20 protein-coding genes and 1 pseudogene are annotated in these 24,429 nt (G+C 41.8%); 13 read left to right on the forward strand and 8 right to left on the reverse strand.

What is annotated here, in order from left to right:
• Nucleotides 1-207: 207 nt before the first annotated feature.
• Nucleotides 208-561 carry a hypothetical protein gene (locus tag C3420_RS13375; protein ID WP_103799698.1) on the reverse strand — a complete coding sequence of 118 codons (354 nt, stop codon included), beginning with the start codon at nucleotides 559-561 and terminating at the stop codon, nucleotides 208-210.
• 312 nt (nucleotides 562-873) lie between these two features.
• On the opposite strand from C3420_RS13375, the gene C3420_RS13380 reads away from it, so the two are divergent.
• Nucleotides 874-1,644, forward strand: a complete 771-nt coding sequence (locus tag C3420_RS13380) for a 3-hydroxyacyl-CoA dehydrogenase (RefSeq protein ID WP_103799697.1) — start codon at nucleotides 874-876, stop codon at nucleotides 1,642-1,644.
• A 182-nt stretch (nucleotides 1,645-1,826) separates the two neighbouring features.
• On the opposite strand, the gene C3420_RS13385 is transcribed toward C3420_RS13380, so the two are convergent.
• Both C3420_RS13385 and C3420_RS17655 read right to left on the reverse strand, forming a co-directional pair.
• Nucleotides 1,827-2,339 carry a pyridoxamine 5'-phosphate oxidase family protein gene (locus tag C3420_RS13385; RefSeq protein WP_071320043.1) on the reverse strand — a complete coding sequence of 171 codons (513 nt, stop codon included), beginning with the start codon at nucleotides 2,337-2,339 and terminating at the stop codon, nucleotides 1,827-1,829.
• A gap of 478 nt (nucleotides 2,340-2,817) precedes the next feature.
• Nucleotides 2,818-3,459 (reverse strand): hypothetical protein, encoded by a 642-nt coding sequence (locus C3420_RS17655; RefSeq protein ID WP_228152972.1) that lies wholly within the window; start codon nucleotides 3,457-3,459, stop codon nucleotides 2,818-2,820.
• A 155-nt stretch (nucleotides 3,460-3,614) separates the two neighbouring features.
• Here C3420_RS17655 and C3420_RS13400 point away from each other — a divergent pair, with 155 nt between their 5' ends.
• The 5 genes from C3420_RS13400 to C3420_RS13420 all read left to right on the forward strand — a co-directional run bounded on the left by C3420_RS13400 (nucleotide 3,615) and on the right by C3420_RS13420 (nucleotide 8,171).
• Nucleotides 3,615-4,343 (forward strand): HesA/MoeB/ThiF family protein, encoded by a 729-nt coding sequence (locus tag C3420_RS13400; RefSeq protein ID WP_171294477.1) that lies wholly within the window; start codon nucleotides 3,615-3,617, stop codon nucleotides 4,341-4,343.
• A 57-nt stretch (nucleotides 4,344-4,400) separates the two neighbouring features.
• Entirely contained in the window at nucleotides 4,401-5,699 is a 1,299-nt protein-coding gene (locus C3420_RS13405; RefSeq protein ID WP_004815736.1) for an ABC1 kinase family protein, read from the forward strand.
• Between the two features lie 148 nt (nucleotides 5,700-5,847).
• A complete protein-coding gene (gene folB / locus C3420_RS13410; RefSeq protein WP_004815738.1) occupies nucleotides 5,848-6,228 on the forward strand; it encodes a dihydroneopterin aldolase in 381 nt (126 codons plus the stop codon).
• Nucleotides 6,185-6,631, forward strand: coding sequence for a 2-amino-4-hydroxy-6-hydroxymethyldihydropteridine diphosphokinase (locus tag C3420_RS13415; protein ID WP_103799695.1), 447 nt, complete (start codon nucleotides 6,185-6,187; stop codon nucleotides 6,629-6,631). The genes folB and C3420_RS13415 overlap by 44 nt, the downstream gene beginning before the upstream one ends.
• An 838-nt stretch (nucleotides 6,632-7,469) precedes the next feature.
• Complete coding sequence (locus tag C3420_RS13420; RefSeq protein ID WP_103799694.1) at nucleotides 7,470-8,171, forward strand: DUF1003 domain-containing protein; 702 nt, start codon at nucleotides 7,470-7,472, stop codon at nucleotides 8,169-8,171.
• An 89-nt stretch (nucleotides 8,172-8,260) separates the two neighbouring features.
• Here the strand turns inward: C3420_RS13420 and coq7 are convergent, their stop codons facing one another.
• Nucleotides 8,261-8,896 (reverse strand): 2-polyprenyl-3-methyl-6-methoxy-1,4-benzoquinone monooxygenase, encoded by a 636-nt coding sequence (gene coq7 / locus C3420_RS13425; RefSeq protein ID WP_004815744.1) that lies wholly within the window; start codon nucleotides 8,894-8,896, stop codon nucleotides 8,261-8,263.
• Between the two features lie 3 nt (nucleotides 8,897-8,899).
• Entirely contained in the window at nucleotides 8,900-10,216 is a 1,317-nt protein-coding gene (locus C3420_RS13430; protein ID WP_103799693.1) for an MFS transporter, read from the reverse strand.
• A 176-nt stretch (nucleotides 10,217-10,392) separates the two neighbouring features.
• Here C3420_RS13430 and C3420_RS13435 point away from each other — a divergent pair, with 176 nt between their 5' ends.
• From C3420_RS13435 to C3420_RS17410, 3 genes are all read left to right on the forward strand, one after another.
• Nucleotides 10,393-13,146: an autotransporter assembly complex protein TamA gene (locus C3420_RS13435; RefSeq protein ID WP_103799692.1), complete on the forward strand. Its 2,754-nt coding sequence runs from the start codon at nucleotides 10,393-10,395 to the stop codon at nucleotides 13,144-13,146.
• Between the two features lie 38 nt (nucleotides 13,147-13,184).
• Nucleotides 13,185-17,702 (forward strand): translocation/assembly module TamB domain-containing protein, encoded by a 4,518-nt coding sequence (locus tag C3420_RS13440; RefSeq protein ID WP_103799691.1) that lies wholly within the window; start codon nucleotides 13,185-13,187, stop codon nucleotides 17,700-17,702.
• 159 nt (nucleotides 17,703-17,861) lie between these two features.
• The gene (locus C3420_RS17410; RefSeq protein ID WP_004892982.1) at nucleotides 17,862-18,011 is read left to right on the forward strand and encodes a hypothetical protein; all 150 of its coding nucleotides are present in this window, start codon (nucleotides 17,862-17,864) and stop codon (nucleotides 18,009-18,011) included.
• A gap of 125 nt (nucleotides 18,012-18,136) precedes the next feature.
• Here C3420_RS17410 and xseB read toward each other — a convergent pair whose 3' ends face one another.
• Nucleotides 18,137-18,334: an exodeoxyribonuclease VII small subunit gene (gene xseB, locus C3420_RS13445; RefSeq protein WP_004815754.1), complete on the reverse strand. Its 198-nt coding sequence runs from the start codon at nucleotides 18,332-18,334 to the stop codon at nucleotides 18,137-18,139.
• The gene (xseA, locus tag C3420_RS13450; RefSeq protein ID WP_103799690.1) at nucleotides 18,327-19,586 is read right to left on the reverse strand and encodes an exodeoxyribonuclease VII large subunit; all 1,260 of its coding nucleotides are present in this window, start codon (nucleotides 19,584-19,586) and stop codon (nucleotides 18,327-18,329) included. The genes xseB and xseA overlap by 8 nt, the downstream gene beginning before the upstream one ends.
• 227 nt (nucleotides 19,587-19,813) lie before the next feature.
• Here xseA and C3420_RS13455 point away from each other — a divergent pair, with 227 nt between their 5' ends.
• The 4 genes from C3420_RS13455 to C3420_RS13470 all read left to right on the forward strand — a co-directional run bounded on the left by C3420_RS13455 (nucleotide 19,814) and on the right by C3420_RS13470 (nucleotide 24,121).
• Nucleotides 19,814-20,242: an I78 family peptidase inhibitor gene (locus C3420_RS13455; protein WP_103799689.1), complete on the forward strand. Its 429-nt coding sequence runs from the start codon at nucleotides 19,814-19,816 to the stop codon at nucleotides 20,240-20,242.
• Between the two features lie 112 nt (nucleotides 20,243-20,354).
• Nucleotides 20,355-20,714 (forward strand): hypothetical protein, encoded by a 360-nt coding sequence (locus C3420_RS13460; protein WP_004892990.1) that lies wholly within the window; start codon nucleotides 20,355-20,357, stop codon nucleotides 20,712-20,714.
• Between the two features lie 203 nt (nucleotides 20,715-20,917).
• A complete protein-coding gene (locus C3420_RS13465; protein WP_005222398.1) occupies nucleotides 20,918-21,187 on the forward strand; it encodes a hypothetical protein in 270 nt (89 codons plus the stop codon).
• A gap of 294 nt (nucleotides 21,188-21,481) precedes the next feature.
• Nucleotides 21,482-24,121, forward strand: a complete 2,640-nt coding sequence (locus C3420_RS13470; RefSeq protein WP_048881252.1) for a bifunctional aconitate hydratase 2/2-methylisocitrate dehydratase — start codon at nucleotides 21,482-21,484, stop codon at nucleotides 24,119-24,121.
• A gap of 197 nt (nucleotides 24,122-24,318) precedes the next feature.
• On the opposite strand, the pseudogene C3420_RS13475 reads toward C3420_RS13470, so the two are convergent.
• Nucleotides 24,319-24,429, reverse strand: a pseudogene (locus tag C3420_RS13475) (IS701 family transposase); the annotation flags it as partial.

Consider the following 24,429-nt stretch of genomic DNA (forward strand, 5'->3'; position numbering starts at 1 on the left):
AAAATATAAAAGTTTAAATTTTAATAAGTTATTGTTTATAATTAATTTAATTGCAATGAAGGTGATTTTTTTAGACTTAGCTGAAATTTCTACAAGATTATGGCTGGATTTGATAAGCAAATATTTTTAAATCTCATTGCATTGATTCTGTGCAGGATAAACCTCTATAAAAAAGCGACCCTCAAGGTCGCTTTTTTATTTATATTTTTACATTGGATAATCTTGTAGACAGTCAGAAACTTCGACCTGATCTAGTGTATTGGTTTCGATTGCCAGACATAGGGTTACCACTTTTAATGTATCTGCAATGAACTGTTCATCTTTCAATGCAATCCCTTGCTTCAGGCTTTCAATACGTTCAGCAGAGATTTCTAATGCCGCCGCCGCGTCAAGAACATCGATACGATTGAGGAAAGTCACCACTGCATCTTTCAAAGCTGAATCAGATGCGTTCAAAATCCCTTGATTGAGCTGTTCAGAAAGAAGGTCCGCAGAATGAAATAAAGCATTAGAGAAGTTTTGAACCAGGTTTTGGCCAAGAACATCAGTCATGTTTAACATAAGAGTACCTTAAGTAGGGAGAGGAATGAGCAACTAAATAGAGGCATCAAATTGTGTGAAAAATAATCTAAATTAACGATAAATACAAAGAAATTGGGATGACCGTAGAGTCTCATTTTATTTGGTGATAAAGCTTGAAAACCAGATGTTCTGTAAAATTAAAAACTTAAATATAAAAAGCTGATATTAATCGTTTTTAAGTCTAATAAAATATTTTTAATTGATAATTAAACTGCTGCGGTCATAGTTTGATTTGCTTCCTATTTGGGCAAAGATTAGTCTACTAAAAATTCAAAATGACATGGATGAGCTATGGATATTCAAAATAAAGTCTTTGTAGTGACGGGTGGAGCTTCAGGACTCGGTGCCGAAACATCACGCTATCTGGTGGAGCAGGGCGCTCAAGTCGTACTGGTCGATATGAATCTTGAACTTGGGCAGAGTCTGGCACAAGAACTTGGGGAACAGGCGCAATTCCAGCAATTAGATGTGACTGATGAAACAGCTGTCAGTGAATTTTTTAAGGCATTAGAACAGACGCATGGGCAACTCAATGGATTGGTAAACTGTGCAGGTATTGCGCCGTCTGCTAAAGTACTTGGTCGTGATGGATTGCATGACTTGGCAATGTTCCAGCGTGTGCTAAATATCAATGTCACGGGGACCTTTAATATGCTGCGCTATGCTGCTGAGCTAATTTCGAAATATGAATTAAAACAGGGCGCAGAGGAACGTGGTGTGATCATCAATACCGCCTCTGTAGCTGCATTCGATGGACAGATTGGACAGGCTGCTTATTCCGCATCTAAAGGGGCAGTAGTTGCCATGACTTTACCACTGGCACGTGAACTCGCTAAAAATGCGATTCGTGTCATGACGATTGCTCCGGGAATTATGGAAACGCCGATGCTAAAAGGTTTGCCGCAGAATGTACAGGATTCTCTTGGGCAGATGGTACCATTTCCTCCACGTTTAGCTAAGCCATCTGAGTATGCAAAATTAGTCGGGCATATTCTTGAAAACACCTATCTGAATGGTGAAGTCATTCGTTTAGATGGCGCAATCCGGATGGCAGCAAAATAGCCTAAGCTATATTAATTCCTTAAGTTACCGTTTAATGCTGATCCTAAAATAAGTGTAATGGATTAAAAAGAATTCAACTTTTTTCGAAATGAGCTTCTACTAAACTAAAAATATACTTTCAACATGCAAAAATTTAGCCTCTTAGATAAGAGGCTAAATGATAAATAAATTCGCTTTAATTTTTATAATTGTACTTTTGCATGATCAGTATCTGGCTCTTCAGGCTTGCCAGTAATATTGCCTTTTAAGACTTTTAGTAGATGAGTAACTTTATTGTCCTTCACATTCCAGTACTCTGCGCTGACTGCTTTGGCAATAAGCACACGTACACTCGGATCATCCTTGCCTTCAAACCAGTTTTCTGCCCAAGGGTTCCATAATTCTTCAATCAAGATACGGTCGGTACTGATTTCACCATGAGCACTGATAGAGACATAGATATCATCTGATGGTTTGGCAAAGGATAAACCAAGATGCTGACGACCTGCATTAATTGCTTGGACAATATCATTAGTGTCTTTCATGATGAAATACAGATTCTGACTTTCATGCATTTTTTCTGAATTAAGCATGGTCATTGGCTGGGAGTGAATTTCTTGAGTTTCAGCCTGATGGCTGATCATAGTGAAACGCACATCTTTAATGAGTTCCCATAATTTTTCACGGTTATTGTGTTCTGAATATTGTTCTGTCATATGCTGCTCCATATTCTTGTTAAAGGTTAAATTTGGATAACGTTAAGCAGCTTAATCATATTTATAGCAGGATGCTGTAACTCTCACTGAACTCGTACATTTACATACTTAAATTGAGAAGAGCACTACACGAATTACCATTAAACAGGTTTTAGTTACAGCACAGTAAAAATTATCCGATAAATTTTTTAGATAGAAGCTAACAAGAGAATCGGAGCAAGCAAGGCCTAAAAATAATGATAAATTCTGCAACCTCATTGTAATTTAAATTAATGAGTTAATTTTGAGATTGCATTGTAATTACAAATAATGGACATTTTTGACTGTTTCAAAATAAATACCTGATTTTATATTTTTCAAAAAGAGACTTTTAGCTAGTTTAAGTATTTATTCTTTAAGAGAGCATCAACCGAATTTTTGAAGCAAATAAACAGAAAAGGAGATCCGGATTAAGAATTCTATCGATCCTATATAAAACCTAATTTAGGAAGAATGCGATATCTTTAGGGTCAATATAGTGCAGGGATTTTTGTTTTCCATTAACCATAAGAACGGCACAAAGATTTTGACTACAGAGAATTTTATAGGCTTCCTGATTTTCTTGAGATTTAAGCTGAACTTTTCTTAATTTTTCTGAGTAATTCATTAAATCATTTTGAGCACGTTGCTTTGCTTCAGTTTCGATATAAGATAAATATTTTACTGAGCCGAACAATAAGACCAGAATAAAGTAAGAAGCAAAAAGCTTACGATTAAATTGTCTTTCATTTTCTAATTCAAAAGAGCTGTTATGGATCACCGGTCTATGCTTTGTATCCTTATGAATAGCGATCCTTAAATTTTGTAATTTTTTATGGAGCCATATATTGCCTCCAAAATTATTAAAGATGGAAGGTACAGCAATAAAAAGTACAAATAAAGCCAAAGTAAAGTACAGTGTATGAACAAGGCTTTTTAAAAAGCCATAATACAATTTATCTTGAACGGTAAGATTTAGTACAGTAATGTCGGCGCCAAATATACTGATATAACCTGCAAGAAATACCTGAGCTACAAGATAAAGTAGTGCAGTTAAAGCAGTAATGATCAAGGCAGCATCTAATGAAAAATTAAATTTCATTTTATCTAAGTTATTTTTGTTGAATACTTTATTAAATGTTATTCATTATTTTAAATCAACAAGATGAATTGAAATTATAGATTCATCTTTTAAAGAACACGGACGGTATAGTGGTAGACGCTTTAAACACTGAATTCGAACTCACCGATGCGGAAATGCATTTGTATGCACGTCAAATCCTGTTAGACGGTTGGGATATTGAAGCTCAGGAAAAACTGAAATTTTCCGATATTTGTATTATTGGCTGTGGGGGAATTGGCTGTGCACTCGCGGAGTTACTTGCCCGTGCAGGTGTGGGAAAAATTACCCTGATTGATCCAGACACGATTGAGATCAGTAATCTGCAGCGTCAACTCGCATTTACCCCACAAGATATCGGCTTTTATAAAGCAGAAACGCTAGCGAAACGTTTACAACAGATTAATCCGCATGTGCAAATTGAATATTATAATCAGGCAATATCTATCGATAATGCACAAGACCTGATTCAGCATCAGGATTTGGTTTTGGATGGATGTGATCAATTTGAAACCCGTTATCTGGTGAATCAAATCTGTCGACAGTTTGATGTAGCATTGATCAGCGCATCTGCGATTGGTCTACAAGGCCAACTGTTTATGGTGGAAGGTGATTCTGCCTGCTATAACTGCCTTTTCCCGCAAGAAGATCAAACTGATACAGCCATGCGCTGTGCGGATTCTGGTGTGCTGGCGACAACACCGAATGTCATGGCAAGTCTGCAAGCACATCATGCTTTGCTTTATCTGGGACTTGGAAAAATGCCATTGCGACAAAAGCTGCTGTTATGGGATGGTCAGAGCATGCAGCAACGTATTCTCAGATTTGAGAAAGATACGAATTGTCCAATTTGTCAGGCAAGATAGAACAGATCAGCCAGAATATTTGTTACACTCGAGAAAATTTGAAATTATGCTGACATTATGAAAAATAATATCTTCCTGGATGGTTTGCGTTCTGTGGCACGTGTCGGTGAAACCGCCGTCATTGCTGCACGTGCAGGCATCAAGTATGCGACTGAAAAACCAAGTAATGCTAAACTGATGCGTGAAACCTTTGAATCCTTAGGTTCAACATATATTAAATTAGGGCAGTTTATTGCCTCTACACCCTCTTTATTTCCTCGTGAATTTGTCGAGGAATTTCAGGGTTGTCTAGATCAAACTCCAAGCCTGCCATTTAGCTATGTACAGCAGGTGCTGGCATCTGAGTTTGAAGGCCGTAATCTGGATGAAATCTTTGCCTCGATCGAGGAAACGCCATTGGCTTCAGCATCTATTGCACAAGTACATGCTGCCAAACTGGTTTCTGGCGAAGATGTGGTGATTAAGGTACAAAAGCCAGGTGTAGAAACCATTCTTTATACAGATCTGAACGTACTGCACTGGGCAACCAAGCTGCTTGAGAAAGCCGTGCCGAAAGTGAAATTTGCATCTTTGGCAGATATTGTTGAAGAAATCAAAACACGTATGGTGCGTGAAGTTGATTTTATTGAAGAAGCTAAAAATCTGGATGACTTCGTTAATTATCTGAATGTCACCAATAATCGTGCAGCGACAGCACCAAAAGTCTATCATCAGTATTCCACGCGTCGTGTACTAACTATGCAGCGTTTGTATGGCGTGTCATTGACCGATTTTGATGTAGTAAAGAAAGTGGCTAAAGATCCTTCTCAGGTGCTGATTACTGCAATGAATACTTGGTTTGGCAGCCTGATGATGTGTGAAAGTTTCCATGCAGACTTGCATGCCGGTAATCTGATGCTACTCGAAGATGGCCGTGTTGGTTTTATCGATTTTGGTATTGTCGGTCAGCTGAATCCGGAAGTCTGGACAGCATGTATGGCCTTTATGGATGCACTGCAAAATACCAATTATGATCTGATGGCAGAAAACATGCTGAAAATGGGCATGACTGCTGTTGCCATTGACACGAAAGTATTAGCCGCAGATCTCGAGCGTTTATTTAGTGGGGTAATTATGGCGGATCCACAAGAATTGCTGAGTTCCAATCCAAGTGACCTTAATGACGTCATGATGGATATGGTCGCCGTTGGTGAGCGTCATGGTATTCGCTTCCCGCGTGACTTCGCCTTGCTGTTCAAGCAAATGCTGTATTTCGACCGTTTCATGCGTATCCTTGCGCCATATACCGATATCTATGCGGATCAGCGCTTACAGATGATTCAGACAATTGACCCGAATTTATTGTTGAAGCATTAATTCTAAAAGATGGATTCCTCCCAACCTCCCTTTGAAAAAGGGAGGAGCTACACGCTCATAAAAATACTTCGAGATGTAGAAGTCCCTTTTTCATAAAGAGAGACTTAGGGAGATTATTGAAGTGATTTTAAAACTCCTGAGCAGAAATATGGACGCAATTATCATTGAAGGTTTGAAAGTTGAAACAGTAATTGGCTGTTTTGACTGGGAACGTCAGATTATTCAGCCTTTAATGCTGGACTTGGTTATTCAGACAGATTTGGAACAGGCATCCAATTCTGATGCCTTGGCAGATACACTAAATTATGCCGAGATCTGTGAAATTTCTACACAGGTAATTCAGCAGGCACAGCCAGAATTGATTGAACATGCAGCAAAGTTAGTGCTAAACGCACTTTTTACTACCTTTACAGCAATTGAATCGATTAAAATTACTATTCGTAAGCCTGCCATTATCGCGCAAGCCAATTCTGTAGGGATACGTCTTGAACGCCACCGAAACGATATTCGCCTTAGCACTGGCGAGTAATTGTCATCCTCAGCAACATTTTCAAGCTGCACAACAACGCATTTCTACTTGGGGAGAAGTTCAATTCTCTCCCATCTATATTATTCCGTGTCGTGACGGGATTGGTGAGAATTACTGGAATTCAGCATGTCTATTACAGGTTGAAATGACAGTTGAAGAAATGCTTCAGCAGCTTAAACAGATGGAAGCGGATTCAGGACGAGTGCGTCCCTCACATCAGATCAGCCTGGATATCGATCTGATTGCCTGGGGCAGTGATTTAAGTCAGATGCAGTTTAATCCAAAAAAGTTACCGTTGGCTTTAGATATCAAAATTCCAATGCATGAGATCTGGTCACATCCGGCATTTGAATATGACCATCAACTCCAGTACCCACAGGTTAAACTTAACGCAGTGCTATAAATCCTGATGCTAAACCTTGTGCAAAATAGGGTTTAAAAAGAGGAGTGGAAGCATATGCTGGTATATTAAACGAAGTTTTTTCTAGGGTTAAACCTTTAGCAGTTGTGCTGATGTGTAGCACATGTTTTGTCAGTCTAAAGCGAGTTGCTATCAGATTAGTCCCTTATAAAAGCAAAAGATAAATGGTTTCATAAATTAGAAAATTGTCAGATATATATATGCTGGGTTAACAACTGTCCGAAGAGAAGTGCGATGGTGATATTGGCTATATGTATGAACTGAAAACTCAACCGGAACGGATCAAATTCAATTAGTATGACATGGGGCCTAGACAAGCACGCTTAAAATCTAAGCTTGGCTAATCAGCGCACTTTTATATATTAAATAACAAGAATTGACTAAAATTGGTAAATTTAAAGAAAAGCACGCCGATTATTTTTTCTTGTTATAAAAAATAATCAGTAGTACGGTAATAACCGCTAATATGACAAGAATTATAACTGTTCCCATAACATGACCTTAATGAATATTTTTATTTTAAGCTTTTAAATTAGCAATAAAAGGATGGGAATGACCAGCAACCTTATCTATTTTATTAGCACTCCCGGAAAAAACAGGATATTTGAAGAAAGTAAAATTATAACATCTATGATCAACCCTCTTCTTTAAGAAAATGTGACGGTCTATGTAGAGGTGGGCTAGAAACTCGCTTATCTATATGACCTATAAACGAATAACAGAGCTTAACTTTTATACTGGTTTACTAAAAATTACCCATACAAATAATAATTTAGAGCAAATTTATTGTTGAGCTGGCGTCACGATAAAGAGAATAATCATGAAAGAAAAAAATGCAACTTATCCATGCTTGGTATGTGGAAAATATTATTCCTTAAAAAATCTTACCCCGATGGGAACGGTGAGAAAAGTCATTACCGAAGAGATTGCTAAAGATATTCCAGACTGGTCACTTGACCATTATATTTGCCAGACAGATTTGACCAAATATCGCGTACAGTATGTTCATGCATTGTTAAAATCTGAAAAGGGTGAAGTCACTAATCTTGAATATGAAGTGATCAAGAGCATGCGCCATCATGAGCTGATTACCAAAGATGTAGAAGCCTCCCTGGAGCAAAAGTGGACTTTTGGTGAAAGATTGGCTGATAAAATTGCTTCTTTTGGTGGAAGCTGGTCATTTCTGATCTGTTTTACTGTTTTTATTACTTTCTGGATCGGAATGAATACGATGGTTATCGTAACCAAACCGGTTGATCCTTATCCCTTTATTCTTTTAAATCTGATACTTTCCTGTATTGCAGCGATTCAGGCACCGGTCATTATGATGAGCCAAAATCGGCAAGAAGCAAAAGACAGATTACGTTCCCAAAATGATTATCAAATTAATCTTAAAGCTGAACTTGAAATCCAGCATTTACATGAAAAACTCGATCATCTTCTTCAGCATCAGTGGGAAAGACTGGCTCAGATACAGGAAATACAACTCGATCTGCTTTCCGAGATGAGTAAGAAGTATTGAGTATAGGAGCTTAAAAACTTTGTAGTATTTACTTGATTGAATATGCATAAAAAAAGCCCACATCAGTGTGGGCTTTTCTAGCTTAGTTGTTAAATATAATAACTGGTCTTGGTCATTAATTTAGAAATGCCGGTCATGGCAATTTTGACCGGTAAAGGCAGATCTACACCACCCGCTGCTAATGCTGTATCACGATGATGCAATTCATCTTCATTCATTTGTTCCAGAATACGGCGTGAACGCTCATCATGCGGTGGTAACTGGCTGATATGGTGTTGCAAATGCAGACTGACCTGACGTTCTGTTTCAGCAACAAAGCCAAGGCTGTATTTGTCGCCAGCAATTCCGGCAATGGCACCCATACCAAAAGAAAGACCGTACCAAACCGGATTCAGCAAGCTGGTATGACTCTCTAATTCTTTTAAACGATCTTCACACCAAGCCAGATGATCTTGTTCCTCAATTGCTGCCTGTTCCATTTCACGACGGACATTTGGCAGTTTGGCGGTCATCGCCTGACCATGATAAAGCGCCTGTGCACAGACTTCACCACTGTGATTTACCCGCATCAGACCAGCAACATGACGAGCATCAGAAACCGCCAGTTGGCTATCAGTATTTTCAGCAGGATTAGTGCGCTGTGCAGAAGTCGTACCTGGGACAAGACTACGTAATGCCTGATCAAAAGAATGAATGAGCTTATCGACACCTGTAAATTGACGCATGCATTAATCCTCCAATGATGCTTGTGCAGAGTTGATCATCGGTTTAAGGCGCAGTAATAACCATAAGGTAAATATGCCGCTTAAAACCGCTGTAATACAGAAAAGTATTTTAAGATCAAACTTTAAGACACTTAAAATGATAATCGAAAATATAGCAGAAGATACCATGAAAACAGCATTCAAAATGTTATTTGCTGCAACCACCCGTGCACGATGTGAGCGGGGAGAATGTGCCTGCATCATGGCATACAGTGGAACAATATAAAAACCACCACTGATACCCAATAAGGTCACGGCAAACATCACATGGTAATAGCTCCAGCCCTGATGGAATACATCTGCCAGACCCAGCAGTTCGCCAGTACGCTCAGGTATAAAGGCCATGCTGACAGCCAGATAAATAGCAAAGACCGTCAGTCCAACTGCACCAATTGGCACCATACGAATATTAACTTCAGTCCCACCTAATCTACGGCACAGATAAGATCCCAAGCCAATCCCGATCGAGAAGAAAGTTAGCAGTAAACTTGCAACATTTTCAGAAGCATGCAGGTTCTGCAGGGTCAGTTGTGGAATCTGGGTTAAATAGGTCGCGCCATAAAACCAGTACCAGGAGTTACCAAGCAGAATCAGAAAGATCAAAGGCAGGCTTTTGGCATATTTCAGGGTTTGAAAACTGGTACGGAAAAAGTTCCAGTCAATTTGAATATCAGGTGCAGGAATGCTTTGCTTTAAAATAAAGCGGCTTGATAAATAACCGAGGATGGCAATAACCACTACGGTTAAGCTGATCCAGAGTAAATTACCGTCAGAGGCTGCAATCACCGCACCCCCCAGAATCATACCAAATAGGATCGCTAGGGAAGTTCCAGACTGAAAGAGTGCATTACCAGACATTAATTCCTCTTTCTTCAGCACTTCTGGCAAAATTGCATATTTAATCGGACCAAAGAAAGTCGATTGCGTCCCCATTAAGAACAGCGCAAACAGTAGAATCCATAGATTACCCATCAGGAAACCGATAGTACCGAGAATCATCACCACGATTTCCAAGATCTTTAAATAACGAATCAATTGGGAACGTTCATATTTATCGGCAATTTGTCCGGCAGTCGCAGAAAAAATAAAATAAGGCAAAATAAAGAGTAATGCAGCAAGATTATTTAAGGTGCTAATGCCCGCACTTTGCTGAATCCATCCATAGGTGATGACCAGTAATAATGCCTGTTTAAATACATTATCATTTAACGCCCCGAAGAATTGCGTCAAAAACATGGGTAAAAAGCGACGAGAGCCTAACAAATGTTCGTTATTGTTCATATTGGACGTGCTACATTAAGATTTATTAAGAAATGTCAGTGATGCGTGAACATCTTGAAAAATCATGTAAGATACCTTTGACCAAGGAAATGGCAAAATCCTATAGATTCAAGTTTCTTAGCTTATATTTTTCGGTCAAATAATCAATTAAAGAATGTATTTGTTTAGAGTTTGCTATGCCTGCAAAAATAAAATTTAAAGAAACGATACTGAGTCAGAGCATGAGTCCACTCATATCTGCACCTACAGGCAGTTGCCTGTGCATGAGTATTTTCTTGATGATGTTGGCCCAACATGGCATGGCACAAACTCCAGAAACGGAAACTCCCGTGGCAGTTTCACAGGCAGAAATGATTGATGAACTGTCTAAGCAGGCGGTGCAACAGGGGGTAGCTAATTCCGAAGACGAAGCTGCCGAGAAAATTGAACAGGCTTTGCAGCCAGAAAATGAAATAGACAGCCTGGAAATGCTGCAACAGCAGGAACAGCAAGGCGCACAGCTGGATGTATTTAAGCCGATCGAGTTTGAAGACCTAGAAGAATTACCGGTTCAACCGATCGATCAGGCAATGGCGGATGAAATTTACCGCGTGGCTGAGCAAGCCAAGCAGGAAGCACAAAGCTATCGCCAGACCCAGCAGACAGAAACCGTAGTTGCCGATATCAGCCAGCAGGAACTGGTAGAAATCAATCAGGCACCAGTCAATGTTGATCAGCTGATGCAAAGTATCCAATCTGACAGCCAGATCATTGTGCAGGCGAATGAAACAGGCAGTACCTTGCCGGAAATTCCTCCGCAGCAACTTACGCCGGCAGATGACAAGAAACCGAATATTTTTAAACGACTCTTTTATAAAATTCGTCCGCCACGCCAGATCATGACAGCTAGTGTGCCGCGGATTGATGCAGACGTGGTTATACATAATGGTGAAAGCAGTACTCAAACGAGCAATGGATTAAGTTCGGCTGCACGTATACAGGCCTATGAAAACCTGGCAGAGAATATTGAAAATAAACTATCGAGTTTCACTCAGGAATCCTTTAGCGATTTCCCATCCGCATTGCCACAATTGCGTAGTCTGTCTAACCAGGCTGCTCAGGCAGTTGGCTTCTATAATACCGAATTCCGTTTTGAAAAACTTTCTGAATCACGTGTTAGGGTGCATGTGACTCCGAATGAGCCAGTCATCATTCAAAGCCAGAACCTGGAATTTACCGGTGCTGGTGCTGAGCAACCACAGTTCCAGGTGATTAGTGTATTGCCAGATCAGGAAGTGGGTGATGTGTTTAATCATGGTGAATATGAAAAAACCAAGGAGCGAATTGTCGAAGCAGCGAGTAATAACGGCTACTTCGATGCGCACTGGCGGCTGCATGATGTCAAGGTCGCACAGCCACAGAATACAGCAGAAGTAAATCTGCGTTATGAAACTGGCGATCCTTACAAACTTGGACCGGTGACCTTCCGGATGAGTGATCCGGATGAGGAATTCCCGCTAGATCCAGATATCTTGCAAAGTCTGGTGCCTTGGGAAGATGGTGCCGATTACCGTTTCTGGCGGGTAAACACACTAGCCAATAACCTGACTAACTCACGATATTTTAACTATACCCTGGTTGATGCGGTGAAACCGGACCCAGTCGAAGCGGAACTTGAACTGGCGCCTGATCTGCAATTGCTGGTCGATCAGCAAAAAATCTCTGAAGGGGTTTTGGCCCAGGAGAAAAAAGCCGAGGCTTCTTCCAGGGAAGTTACCCAGAACGTGGTTGATGAAAGCCAGTTTGCTGGTAGCCGTGAGGAAGAAAACCCAGATGTACGCGCCATGCGTACTGCGCAGGAAACCAAGGCCAATGAGCAGGAACGTTTAAAAGCCCAAGCACGTGAAGAGAAAGAGATTCCGGTGATTGTGACTTTGAATGCTGACAAGAAAAACAGCGCTGAAGTCGGTCTAGGTTATGGAACCGATACTGGGACACGTCTACGGGGTCAGTACCGCCGTGCCATCGTTAACAAACGTGGACATTCTTTTGATGCCAACCTCGAGCTTTCAGGAATCCGTCAGTCTATTGATGGCCGCTATAATATTCCGTATAAACACCCGCTCAATGATTACATCAGTATTGTCGGTGGTTATGAGCGTGAAGAACGTGATGATGTTGCACAAGGCGATGGACTCTTGATCGAATCTGCCGTAATTGGTGCCGATCGTTATATTAAAAATCCACGAGGAAGCTGGCAGCATACTTATGGCGTGCGTTATCGTCTGGATCAATTGACTCAGGACGGTACTGTGAATGCTGATGATATTCCGGATGCTTTCCTGGTCAGTACTGCAGAAACCCAAGAGTCTTTATTATTCGGTTATGAAGTTGCTCGTACTACCAGTGACCGTCGGGTAAACCCAACCAAAGGCTTTAGACAGACCTATAAGATTGAACTGGGGAGTGAGGCGCTGTTGTCCGATGCTGATATGGCCATTGCCAATGCTGGCTGGCGCTTTATCTATTCACTGGGTGAAAATTCTGATCATCAGTTTGTCGGTCGTGCCGATGCAGGCTATATTTTTACTGAAGATTTTACCAAAGTACCGTATAACTTAAGATATTTCACTGGCGGTGATCAAAGTATTCGTGGTTTTGACTATAAGAGTCTGTCACCAGAAATCGATGGCTTTAAAGTAGGTGGACAGGCCCTGGCCATTGGTTCCTTGGAATATAATTATCAATTCAGGGAAGGCTGGCGTGCGGCAGTATTTGCAGATGCCGGAAATGCTTATGACAAGGACTTTAGTAATCCGACTGAATATGGGGTAGGTCTTGGCGTGCGTTGGGCATCGCCGATTGGTCCGATTCGTATTGATGTGGCCTCAGGCATTTCGGATGATAACCATCCAATCCGCGTGCACTTCTTTATTGGCTCACAGCTATAAAACAAACTGATTAAAAATTTTAGATATTTGGGAAGAACATGGTCGAGAACCAGCAACCACAAGAAGCAGAGCCGGAAAATACGCCTTTACCTAAAAAGCGCCGTATTTTAAGAAGCATCTTACTGTCGGTGCTGTTTTCTATTCTGTTTTTACTCGCGGCACTGGCGATCATGTTCTCGACGGATCGTGGCAGCAAGTTTTTACTGGATCAGGTACTGCAACGTCAGCAGATTATTCATTATGAATATGAAGGCGGTAATCTGTGGCGCGGCATTATTGTGCGCAATGTGCTGGTGACGCTCAAATCGGTTGATGTCAAAATTGACCGTGCCGATGTCATTTTAGGCTGGCGGGCAATTCTTAAACGGGAAATTCATTTAAATAATGCAGATATGCGCAATCTGCAGGTCATTAGCAAGAATCCGCCAAGTGATAAGCCGTTTTCTTATAATGATATTCGTTTGCCATTTGTGTTGCGGGTCGATCATCTGGATCTGGATCACCTGCTGATTAAAACACATAGCTCTTCAGTTGATTTTTATGATGTGGTGATTAATGAGGGACTCTGGTCGGGAACCAAGCTGACCTTCGAAAATTCGCGCATGAATATGGGCTATCTGTATGTTTATGATGCCACAGGTGATATGGACTTCCATGGTAAATATCCACTGAATGCGACTGGCGTACTGAATATTCCATCATTAAATAATAGCCTGAATATTCGTGATATTCGTATAGCAGCCCGAGGCACCTTAGAAACTATTGAAGCCGGTGTTGCCACCTATACGCCAGACTTGCTGACTGGCTGGGCCGTGATTCATCCGATGAATTCACATGTGCCGATGTTTGGTAAACTTAAATTTGATCAGTATCACTGGCCAATATTAGAAGATCAGAAACTATTCTCCAAAGATGGTATGGCGGAATTTAATGGCGATATCAAAAAACTGAATATTAATCTCAACACAGACCTGAGCGGCAAGGATATTCCAGAAGGCCAGTATAATGCCATGATGCATACAGATCTGGTCAATCAGCTGAATATTACTGACTTTAATGGACAATTAATGAAAGGTTCAGTCAGTCTGGCAGGTATGGTCGGCTGGCATGATCAGGTGACCTGGGATGTGTCTGGCCGTGTGAATCGTCTTAATCCTAAAGATAAAGTGATTCCACAGGTCGTGCAGGACTTTCTGCCACCAAGTCTGGATGGAAATATCGCTTCTAAAGGGACATTGGAAAAAGGTTTACACCTGACAGCGCTGGTTGATTTCGATCGTTATGAAACCTGGAACATCAAGCTGGATCAGAACGAAGCGAAAAATAAAAAAGCCCAGCCGATGCTGATGAATGTGGCATGGAAGAATATCGACCGTGCAGTGCCTTATGTAGGCTGGTTAAAGAGCGAATCCGGAGATGTAAATCTGGCGCTAACTGAAGGTCAGCAGGACATCTTTGTGGCAACGCAGGTGGCTGCCCATGAGCAGGGTATGCTGCCAACAGGTATGTATCAGGCGAAACTGAATCTGAAGAATAACATTCTCAAAGTGCCAAGCTTTAGCTATGCTGCGCAAAGTGGTGGCCTCACCGGTAACGCCGTAGTAGAACTGCCGGATAAAAAACGCCAGTTAAAATGGAGTGCTGTGCTAAATGCCAAAGATCTGAATACGCAGGCACTGGCAACAGCATCACCAGTCGATCGCCTCAATGGTCGCGTTACAGCGAGTGGTTATGCCAAGCCAAATCAGCAGATTATCAACTTAAAAGCGATCGATCTGACAGGACGCCTTACTGGTCAAAATGAAACAGTGCGACTGACCGGTAGCAGTACGGCAGCATTGTTATTCCATGATGAAAAACGGGGCGGTGGCTTCAAGGGCTATGCAGTCAATTATGATGGCAATTTAAATGCCAGCCAGTTCGCTGCAAGTAAAGGTCTACTCAAATTCAAGGTATCCGGTACACCTGAATTATTGAAAATCAATGAATTCAGGCATGATGGTATTGCGGGCAAGATCAATGCCAGTGGTCTGGTGAATCTGGCGAATGGTTTTGGCTGGGATATCAATGCTTCACTGGTTCGCTTTAAGCCACAATATTTTGCGTCCAGTGTCAAAGGTGAGCTATCGGGAAATGTGAAAACCCGTGGCGTATGGTCAGATGCGTTGAAACGTATTCAGATTGAACGTCTTAATCTTGCCGGAATACTGAATAACAAGCCGGTACGTGGTACAGGTAATCTGTCGATGATTATTGATAACAAACAGAGCGGATTTGTACCACAGCAGTTTGAAGCCAATAATCTGTTCCTGTCTTATGCCAGTAACCAGATTCAGGCAACCGGTAATGCACAGAATCTTCAACTCAAGGTGAATGCGCCAGCGCTCTATGAGTTATATCCAGGACTGCGTGGTCGTGCATATGGTTATATCAATATGCAGGCGCAGCCACGTTTGCGTGCTTCAACCAACCTTGCAGTCGATGATTTTGCCTTTAATAATCTGTTTAGCGTGCAGAAAATCCGGGTACAAGGCCAGTTGCCGACTTCACAAAGCACACCAACCCTGCTCACCGCAACCATGGATAACCTGCGTAGTGGTAATCGTCAGATTACCCGCGGTGAAATATCTCTAGCTGGGACACGTGCAGCGCATATCTTAAAAGTTCAGGCAGAAAACAAACTGACCAAGTTTTATGTACAGTTGGCCGGTGGTTTTAATGCACAAAACAATTGGCTGGGGCAGATCCAAAATGGTGATTTTGATTCCCGGCGTACGCGTCTGGTACAGCGTCAGAATGCCTCTGTGATCTATAACACAGCACAGTCTGATCTGTTTGTCGGTGCGCATTGCTGGATGAGCCAGCAAAGTCAGTTGTGCTTTGACCGGCCAATACGTGTCAACAAGACACGTGGTAGCGTTTCATTCCAGACCCAGAACCTAGATCTGAATGATTTCAGTGCGTTCATGCCTGAAGGGCTGGCAATTACCGGTAAGGTCAATGGCTACGCGCGTGCAACATGGGCGCAAGGTGCGAAACCGAAGATTGATGCCCGACTTGTCACCCGAAATGGTGTGGTGGGGCTAGCCGCTGAAGATCCGCAATATCTGGGTCAGACCCTGAAATATGATGAAGTCGGATTGGTCGCGAAAAGTGTTGCAGATGGCTTGCAAATTCGTCTGGATGTGAAGACACCGGATATTGGAACGGGATATGCCAATGTCATTATTGATCCATATCGTGACAGTAAACCGATGCGTGGTGAAGTCGCTTTTAACGAAGTACAACTGAAAGTATTCAAGCCATTTATTCAGGATGTGCGTACACTGGAAGGCACCTTGTCTTATGCGGGTAAGATTGGCGGTACATTAACCCAGCCATTATTAAACGGTGAGATTCGTGTAAAAGATGGGGCGATCAGTATGATTTCCCTGCCAGTAAATCTGACCAATGTGCAACTGTATTCATCTGTACGTCAGGACTCTGCGACAATTAATGGTGCATTTAATAGTGGTCGCGGTGTAGGGCGCTTGACTGGTTCGGTGGACTGGAAAAACGATCCGCGTGTGCAGTTACGTCTCAAAGGTGAAAATCTGCTGATACGCCAGGCACCACTGATTACGGCAGTGGTCACGCCAGATTTGGCTTTGGACCTTTATCCATTTAACAAGAAACTCAGCCTGAATGGTTCAATAGAAGTTCCACGTGCTTTGATTTCCATGCCGGAAGCGTCTAAACCGGTGGTTAATATTTCTTCAGATGTCCGTGTCGTACAGGAAGGTCAGGATCAGCTGGCAATTCTAAAATCCGCACGTCCATGGGATATTCGTGCTGATGTTGCGGTGTCACTGGGTAATCAGGTGATCTTCCAGGGCTTTGATAGCCGTATTCCATTGATTGGACGGGTTAACCTGTCTCAACGTGGTATGGAAACAGCGATGCGTGCCAATGGTGCGATTGGTGTGTCCCAGCGGGTAAAAATCGAAGCGTATGGTCAAAGTCTGGATCTGAACCGTGCCATTGCCCGTTTTAACGGTCCATTGTCTAATCCGACCCTGGATGTTGATGCCAACAAATCTGTTCAGGGTAGTGTCGTAGGTGTACGTGTTACCGGTACAGCCTCAAGTCCTGCGATTCAGGTGTATAACGATGCCGGCTTGTCTGAACAGGAAGCATTAAATGCCTTGATCACTGGCCGGATCAATGAAGGTAGTTCAGCATTAAGCCAGTCTGAAAGTTTCAGGTCTGATGTTAATAACACGATTGCCGCTGCGGGGATCAGTTTGGGTCTAGGTGGTACACGGGCATTGACTAATCAGATTGGTCGTACTTTCGGTTTGAGCGGTCTGGCATTGGATGCACAAGGTACAGGCGATGATACCCAGGTATCAGTCACTGGTTATATTACGCCAGATCTGTATATTCGCTATGGTGTAGGCGTCTTTACCCCAGTGAATAAACTGACCTTGCGTTATCAGATGAATCAGCGTCTATATCTGGAAGCGAGTCAGTCTCTCGAACGAGCCATCGACTTGTTCTATAACTGGCGTTTCTAAAAGAAAAAAAGCCCTTCAAGTGAGGGCTTTTTTTTAATTGTAGAGTTGAAGCAACTCTTGTCTTTTTAAAATGATAAAGATGTATAACATTTCTAGCCTTGATGTTGGGTTCCAATCTGTCATATCTATGGGTTAAGCATATTGAGTAAAGGAACACATATGACCAATCTATCAGAGCAATCAGATAAAGATGTTACGCCACATAAAGAATCCAACGATGATAAAGGCAATCAGGCTTCTTACAAGAATGTTAAGCCTGAGAAAAAACCCAATGCAGAGCCTGAAAATCCCTTGAGAGAACAAAAATAGAATGTTCTTATCTAAAAAAGCCTTCTTCATGAAGGCTTTTCATATTCTGAAAATAGCCTAAGTTCTATTTTAAACCTTATTACTTGCGCTAGAAAATAAACATAACAGGAGATAGAACCTAAAGTTTATTCCTTAAAAGTATCATCTAATGCTTGCTGTACTGCATCGACACGTGTTTTACAGGCTTTATAGGCTGCCATGGATTCCTCAACAATCTTCATCAGATTATCAATATCCGGTTCGTGCTGGGCATCCAATAATTCCGCATTTCGTTTCAGAATTTCATAACCTTCTTTAAAACTCAAAGTATTGTCATTATTCATGTAGATTTACCTGTGTGATATTGGCTACAAAAGTTCCATCCTGCATTTCGACCTGAACCTCACTTTCAAGTTCATGAACAGAACGCACAGCATGACCTTGTTGCCGGACGATGGCATAGCCCTTGGAAAGTACTGTTTTCGGATTCTGGATCAGCGTTTCGCGTAACAAGGCTTCAATCTGTTGTTGTGCAATTCGGGTTTGCTGGCGGGCCAAATTACTGATATTGGATCTCAATTGGGTAACTTCTTTGAAAGCATCCGAGACTTTGGTATTGGCAATACTTTGAATCAATGTCATCAATTGATCATTCTGATTTTGATAGGCCTGAATCTGCTGCCGGGAACTACGCTGAATAATTTGCAGATTGGTAATAACATCCTGCACACGCTCCACAATGTGATTGCGAATCCCAGCGATGACTTTACTCGGGGTATCAAAGGAGCGATGTGCAATTTCATCTAGAATGGTTCTGTCTTTTTCATGACCAATACCAACCCAGATTGGCACACTACGCTTACACAATAGGGCAGCCAGTTCATAATCATTCAGGTAGGCCAGATCATTGACCGCACCACCACCGCGGATAACCACGATTAAATCAGGCGCCGTTGTGTAATCTTCCGCCCACTGTTTCAGCCCTTGTGCCAGGCTTTGGCGAATACTTTGCGGTGCAGTATTTCCCTGAAAAGTCGCCGAGTGATAAACAAACTCGCATACCTGTGCATCCGCTAGTGCATCTGCATCCTTTTTAAAGTCACCTAAACCAGCAGCATTTTCAGGAGCAATCACCAGAATCCGGTTTAGGTCGAATGGTGTCGGTAATTGCCGGTTGCGTTCAATCAAACCTTCTGCCGTGAGTCGTTGTACGATTTCCTGATAACGTCGGGCGATATCACCGAGGGTATAACTGGAATCTATTTCAACGATATTCAGGGAAAAGCCATATTGCGGATCAAAACTGGCTTTGACCTTAATCAGAACATTTAAATCACGACTTAACTCAATCCCGGTTTCCCGTTCAAATGGAGTCACAATTTTCTGTGCAGCAAATTTCCAGATGGTGGCACGGCAACTGGCAATCACCTGATCATTGTCAGGATCTTTTTCTGCCAGTTCCAGATAGTAATGACCTGCCTTGATATTCAGGTTGCGTATCTCTGCCTTGACCCATACCGGTGTATCGAAGGTGAGTTTAATCACCTCTTGCACGGTAGAGAGATATTCCTTAAGCGAGAATTGGGGATCTTGCATAGCCGCAGAAAAGTTTAAAATTCAAGCAAATTTTAGCTTAAACCCGCATACCACTCAAACCAGATTGCTAAGTATTCTTGTGGCTTAATTGCAGCAGGGCAATATAAAAGCATCATGATTTATTGCTGACAGTAGCTTCAGCATTGATTTACATACATTTAGATAAACTTTCTTAGGTATGACTATGTTAAATTAACTCGGAATGGTCCTTTAGAAGAAGATCGCTAATGAAAAGAATCATGTATCTGGGCATGTTGATCGCCGTATTAACAGGATGTGCAGCACAGCAGCCGGAAGAAACACCGCGTATTGGCATGCCGAATCCTGCCAGTGCTTATTGTGTGGATCAAGGTGGGAAGCTTGATATCCATAATGAAGTGGATGGTCAGGTGGCCTATTGCCATCTACCAGATGGTAAAGTGGTAGAGGAGTGGGCATTGTATCGTAGCAATCAGGACATCTGTCTGTCTGAAGCAGCACATAGTCTGATCGGTCAGTCTGGTCTGAGTGAAGCGCAAATCAAAGCCAAAACCAAAGCTAAAATTGTGCGTATGATACAACCGGGACAAGCAGTAACTATGGATTTCCGTGAAGACCGTGTTACGGTCACCGTAAATCCAAAAACTGGGAAAATTGTTCAGTCCAGCTGTGGTTAAATCATTTTGACAACAAAGCCCTGTAGAGGGCTTTTTTGTTGCAGCCGGACTTGGCAAATTAAATGACAAATGCGCTGTGATCTTTTATATTGCCCTGCGTAAGGAGAAGTTCATGAAAAAGTTATTTGCTTTATCTGTTTTGGTGGCTTTGGCTGGCTGTGCTGAAAAGAAACCACTCACCCCTGAAGAGCAGTGGCAAGGTTATTGTCGTAGTGTGGGCAATGCTGCACGCAGTATCATGCTGGACCGTCAAAATGGCATTGAGAAAGAAAAAGCTGTTGAACATGCCAGCAAGGTTGAAGATGAAACCACCAAAGCATTCGTCATGACCATTATTGATGACGTCTATAAAATGCCATTGGATGAAATCACCAAAGATGTGAAAGAATCGCGTGAAAAAATCCGTGCCGAATATACTGAAAAATGTATTGCGACACCGCATGACGAATTGCCAGATTATAAACCGTTCTAAGGAACGGTTTTTTATAGCTTTGCCATATTCAAATTATTTTATGCAAGCATGAAGAAGTTATTTATCTGACTGCTGATTTCTTATAAAAATAGCCTAAGCCTTTTGTACAATTTGTGACAAATTCTAAATCTAAAATATAGCAATACTTATCTAAATATCGAATAATGAAAATATCTCCAAAATAATTAGAAAGGAGCAACATTATGAACGTTGTGGGATATTTACATCATGCAGATCTGTTGCTCGAAGATGAACAGGGCATGGCGATCATTGGTGGTGGAAACTACGTGCTGAGCGTTGGTGATAAAGTCAGTTTAAAACGTATTCTTGATCAAAATAAAAAACTCTATCTGGTGCATATTTCCTTTGCCAGTAATAATCATAACGGCACCTACGAAGACCAGTGTGTACTTAAATTTGAAGGCTGTCGTGATGCATTTAACCAATATTTGAGCACAAGCACAGTACACTAAGGTGGAGTATCTTTTTTCTTATAACTCAGGCAACATTCGTGTTGCCTTTTTTATAAGTGAAATTCAGCTAAAAGTGCTCAATTGGAGCTTAATTTATGCAAGAAAACAGATTTTTGATTATCAAATAATCATTATGCACATCATTTATTTACAAAATAATGAGCATCACAAAGAAACACTTTACTTGCATTAACTTTTAACTGGAATTTTAGTAAAATTTGAGAGTCCATATTATTTGTGAAGCTTTATAAAGTAGGAATTCACAGATAATTTTTTAAAAAAGAGGAATAAACCGTGCTAGAAGCTTACCGCCAACACGTTGAAGAACGTGCTGCACTCGGAGTCCCACCGAAGCCACTTGACGATGCTCAAACTGCTGCATTAGTTGAATTATTAAAAAATCCACCAGCGGGTGAAGAAGCATACCTAGTTGACTTGCTTGAAAACCGTGTTCCTGCAGGTGTTGACCAAGCTGCATACGTAAAAGCTGCGTTCTTAGCTGCATTGGCAAAAGGCGAAGCGACTTCTCCACTAGTTTCTAAAGAACGTGCGGTTTACTTACTGGGCACTATGCTTGGTGGTTATAACGTTGCTCCTTTAGTAGAACTTTTAGACGACGCTGCACTAGGTGAACTTGCTGCAGAAGCGTTGAAGAAAACTCTTCTTGTATTTGATGCGTTCCATGACGTTGCCGACAAAGCACGTGCAGGCAATGCAAATGCGAAAGCAGTTCTTCAATCTTGGGCTGACGCTGAATGGTTCACAAACCGTAAAGACGTTCCTGAAGAAATCAAACTGACAGTTTTCAAAGTAACTGGCGAAACGAATACTGATGACCTGTCTCCAGCACAAGACGCTTGGAGCCGTCCAGACATTCCATTGCACGCAAATGCAATGTTGAAAAACGTACGTGATGGCATCAACCCAGAAGTTCCTGGTGAAGTTGGTCCATTAAACCAGATCAAAGAACTGATCGCGAAAGGCAACCAGGTTGCTTACGTAGGTGACGTTGTTGGTACAGGTTCTTCTCGTAAATCTGCAACTAACTCTGTGCTTTGGTTCTTCGGTGACGAAATTCCGCACATTCCGAACAAGAAAGAAGGCGGTTACTGCTTAGGTTCTAAAATTGCTCCGATTTTCTTCAACACGATGGAAGATGCTGGTGCGTTACCAGTTGAAATCGATGTAGCAAACATGAACATGGGCGATGAAATCACCCTGAAGATCGACAAAGCTGCTGCTAAAGTAACTGCGTTCAAAGACGGTGCTCAAATCGCTGAAGCTGAACTGAAAACTCCGGTACTTCTAGACGAAGTTCGTGCGGGCGGTCGTATTAACCTGATCATTGGTCGTGGTTTGACAACTAAAGCACGTGAAGAGCTTGGTCTTGAGCCTTCAACTCTGTTCCGTACTCCAGTACAACCTGCTGACACTGGCAAAGGCTTCACCCTTGCTCAGAAGATGGTTGGTCGCGCTTGTGGTCTTCCTGAAGGTCAAGGTATCCGTCCAGGTACTTACTGTGAACCACGTATGACTACAGTTGGTTCTCAAGATACAACTGGTCCTATGACTCGTGACGAATTGAAAGACTTGGCTTGCCTAGGCTTCTCTGCTGACCTGGTAATGCAATCTTTCTGTCACACAGCTGCGTATCCAAAACCAGTTGACGTTCAAATGCAACACACGCTTCCTGACTTCATCATGAACCGTGGTGGTGTTTCTTTACGTCCAGGTGACGGTATTATCCACTCTTGGTTAAACCGTATGCTTCTTCCAGATACTGTTGGTACTGGTGGTGACTCACATACTCGTTTCCCAATCGGTATTTCATTCCCAGCGGGTTCTGGTCTTGTAGCATTCGCTGCAGCAACTGGTGTTATGCCACTTGATATGCCAGAGTCTGTTCTTGTGAAGTTCAAAGGTAAAATGCAGCCTGGTATCACTCTACGTGATCTAGTACATGCAATTCCTTACGTAGCGATCCAAGAAGGTGACCTGACTGTAGAGAAGAAAGGTAAGAAAAACATTTTCTCTGGCCGTATCCTTGAGATCGACCTGACAGAAATGGAAACTGACCTGACTGTTGAGCAAGCATTCGAACTTTCTGATGCTTCTGCTGAACGTTCTGCTGCTGGTTGTGCGATCACGCTTTCTGAAGAGAAAGTTGCTGAATACCTACGTTCTAACATCACTATGCTGAAGTGGATGATTTCACAAGGCTATGGCGATGCTCGTACTATGGCGCGCCGTGTTGAGAACATGGAAAAATGGTTAGCTAATCCATCACTTCTTAAAGCTGATGCTGATGCTGAATACACTAAAGTGTATGAAATCGACCTTTCTACAATCACAGAACCAGTTCTTTGCTGCCCGAACGACCCAGATGATGCGAAACTTCTTTCTGACGTTCAAGGCGTAAAAATTGATGAAGTATTCATCGGTTCTTGTATGACTAACATCGGTCACTTCCGTGCAGCTGGTAAACTTCTAGACAAAGTACCTGGTGGTTCTTTATCTACTCGTCTATGGTTGGCTCCTCCAACTCGTATGGACGAACACCAATTGATGGAAGAAGGTTTCTACAATACTTATGGTAAAGCGGGCGCTCGTACAGAAATGCCAGGCTGTTCATTATGTATGGGTAACCAAGCACGTGTAGCTCCAAACACTACTTGTGTATCGACTTCTACTCGTAACTTCCCGAACCGTCTAGGTCAAGGTGCGAACGTTTACCTGGCATCTGCTGAGCTTGCTTCTGTTGCTGCTGTATTGGGTAAATTACCTTCTCCAGAAGAATACCAACAGTACGCTGCTCAAATCGACAGTATGTCTGCTGACATCTACCAATACTTGAACTTCGACAAGATGAGCGAGTATACAGATGCTGCTAAAGACATCGATACCAAGAAAATTGCTGCTGCTCAATTGGCTTAATTGATCAAAAAGTAGTTTAGAATAAGGGCTGATTTATCAGCCCTTATTTTTTTATAAATCTAAAGTTTAAATTATGAATCCATTGCATTTATTATTAATAGAAAATTTTACAAAATTAACCAATTTATTTCTTAATTTAATAAAGTTTGGGGCAGGTATAGGGGGATTGAGTTTAATATATTAGGACTTACGCACTGTTATTTATAGACTCTCTGTGGTAGCAGATGATTTTTATCGAGAATAAAGTCATCAATGAAGTTTTTGATAATTGGTCTAAATAATTTCTTCTGCCAACGATATACATTTTC

Source organism: Acinetobacter sp. ACNIH3, assembly GCF_002918965.1.
In the GTDB taxonomy this organism is placed as follows: Bacteria; Pseudomonadota; Gammaproteobacteria; order Pseudomonadales; family Moraxellaceae; genus Acinetobacter; species Acinetobacter schindleri.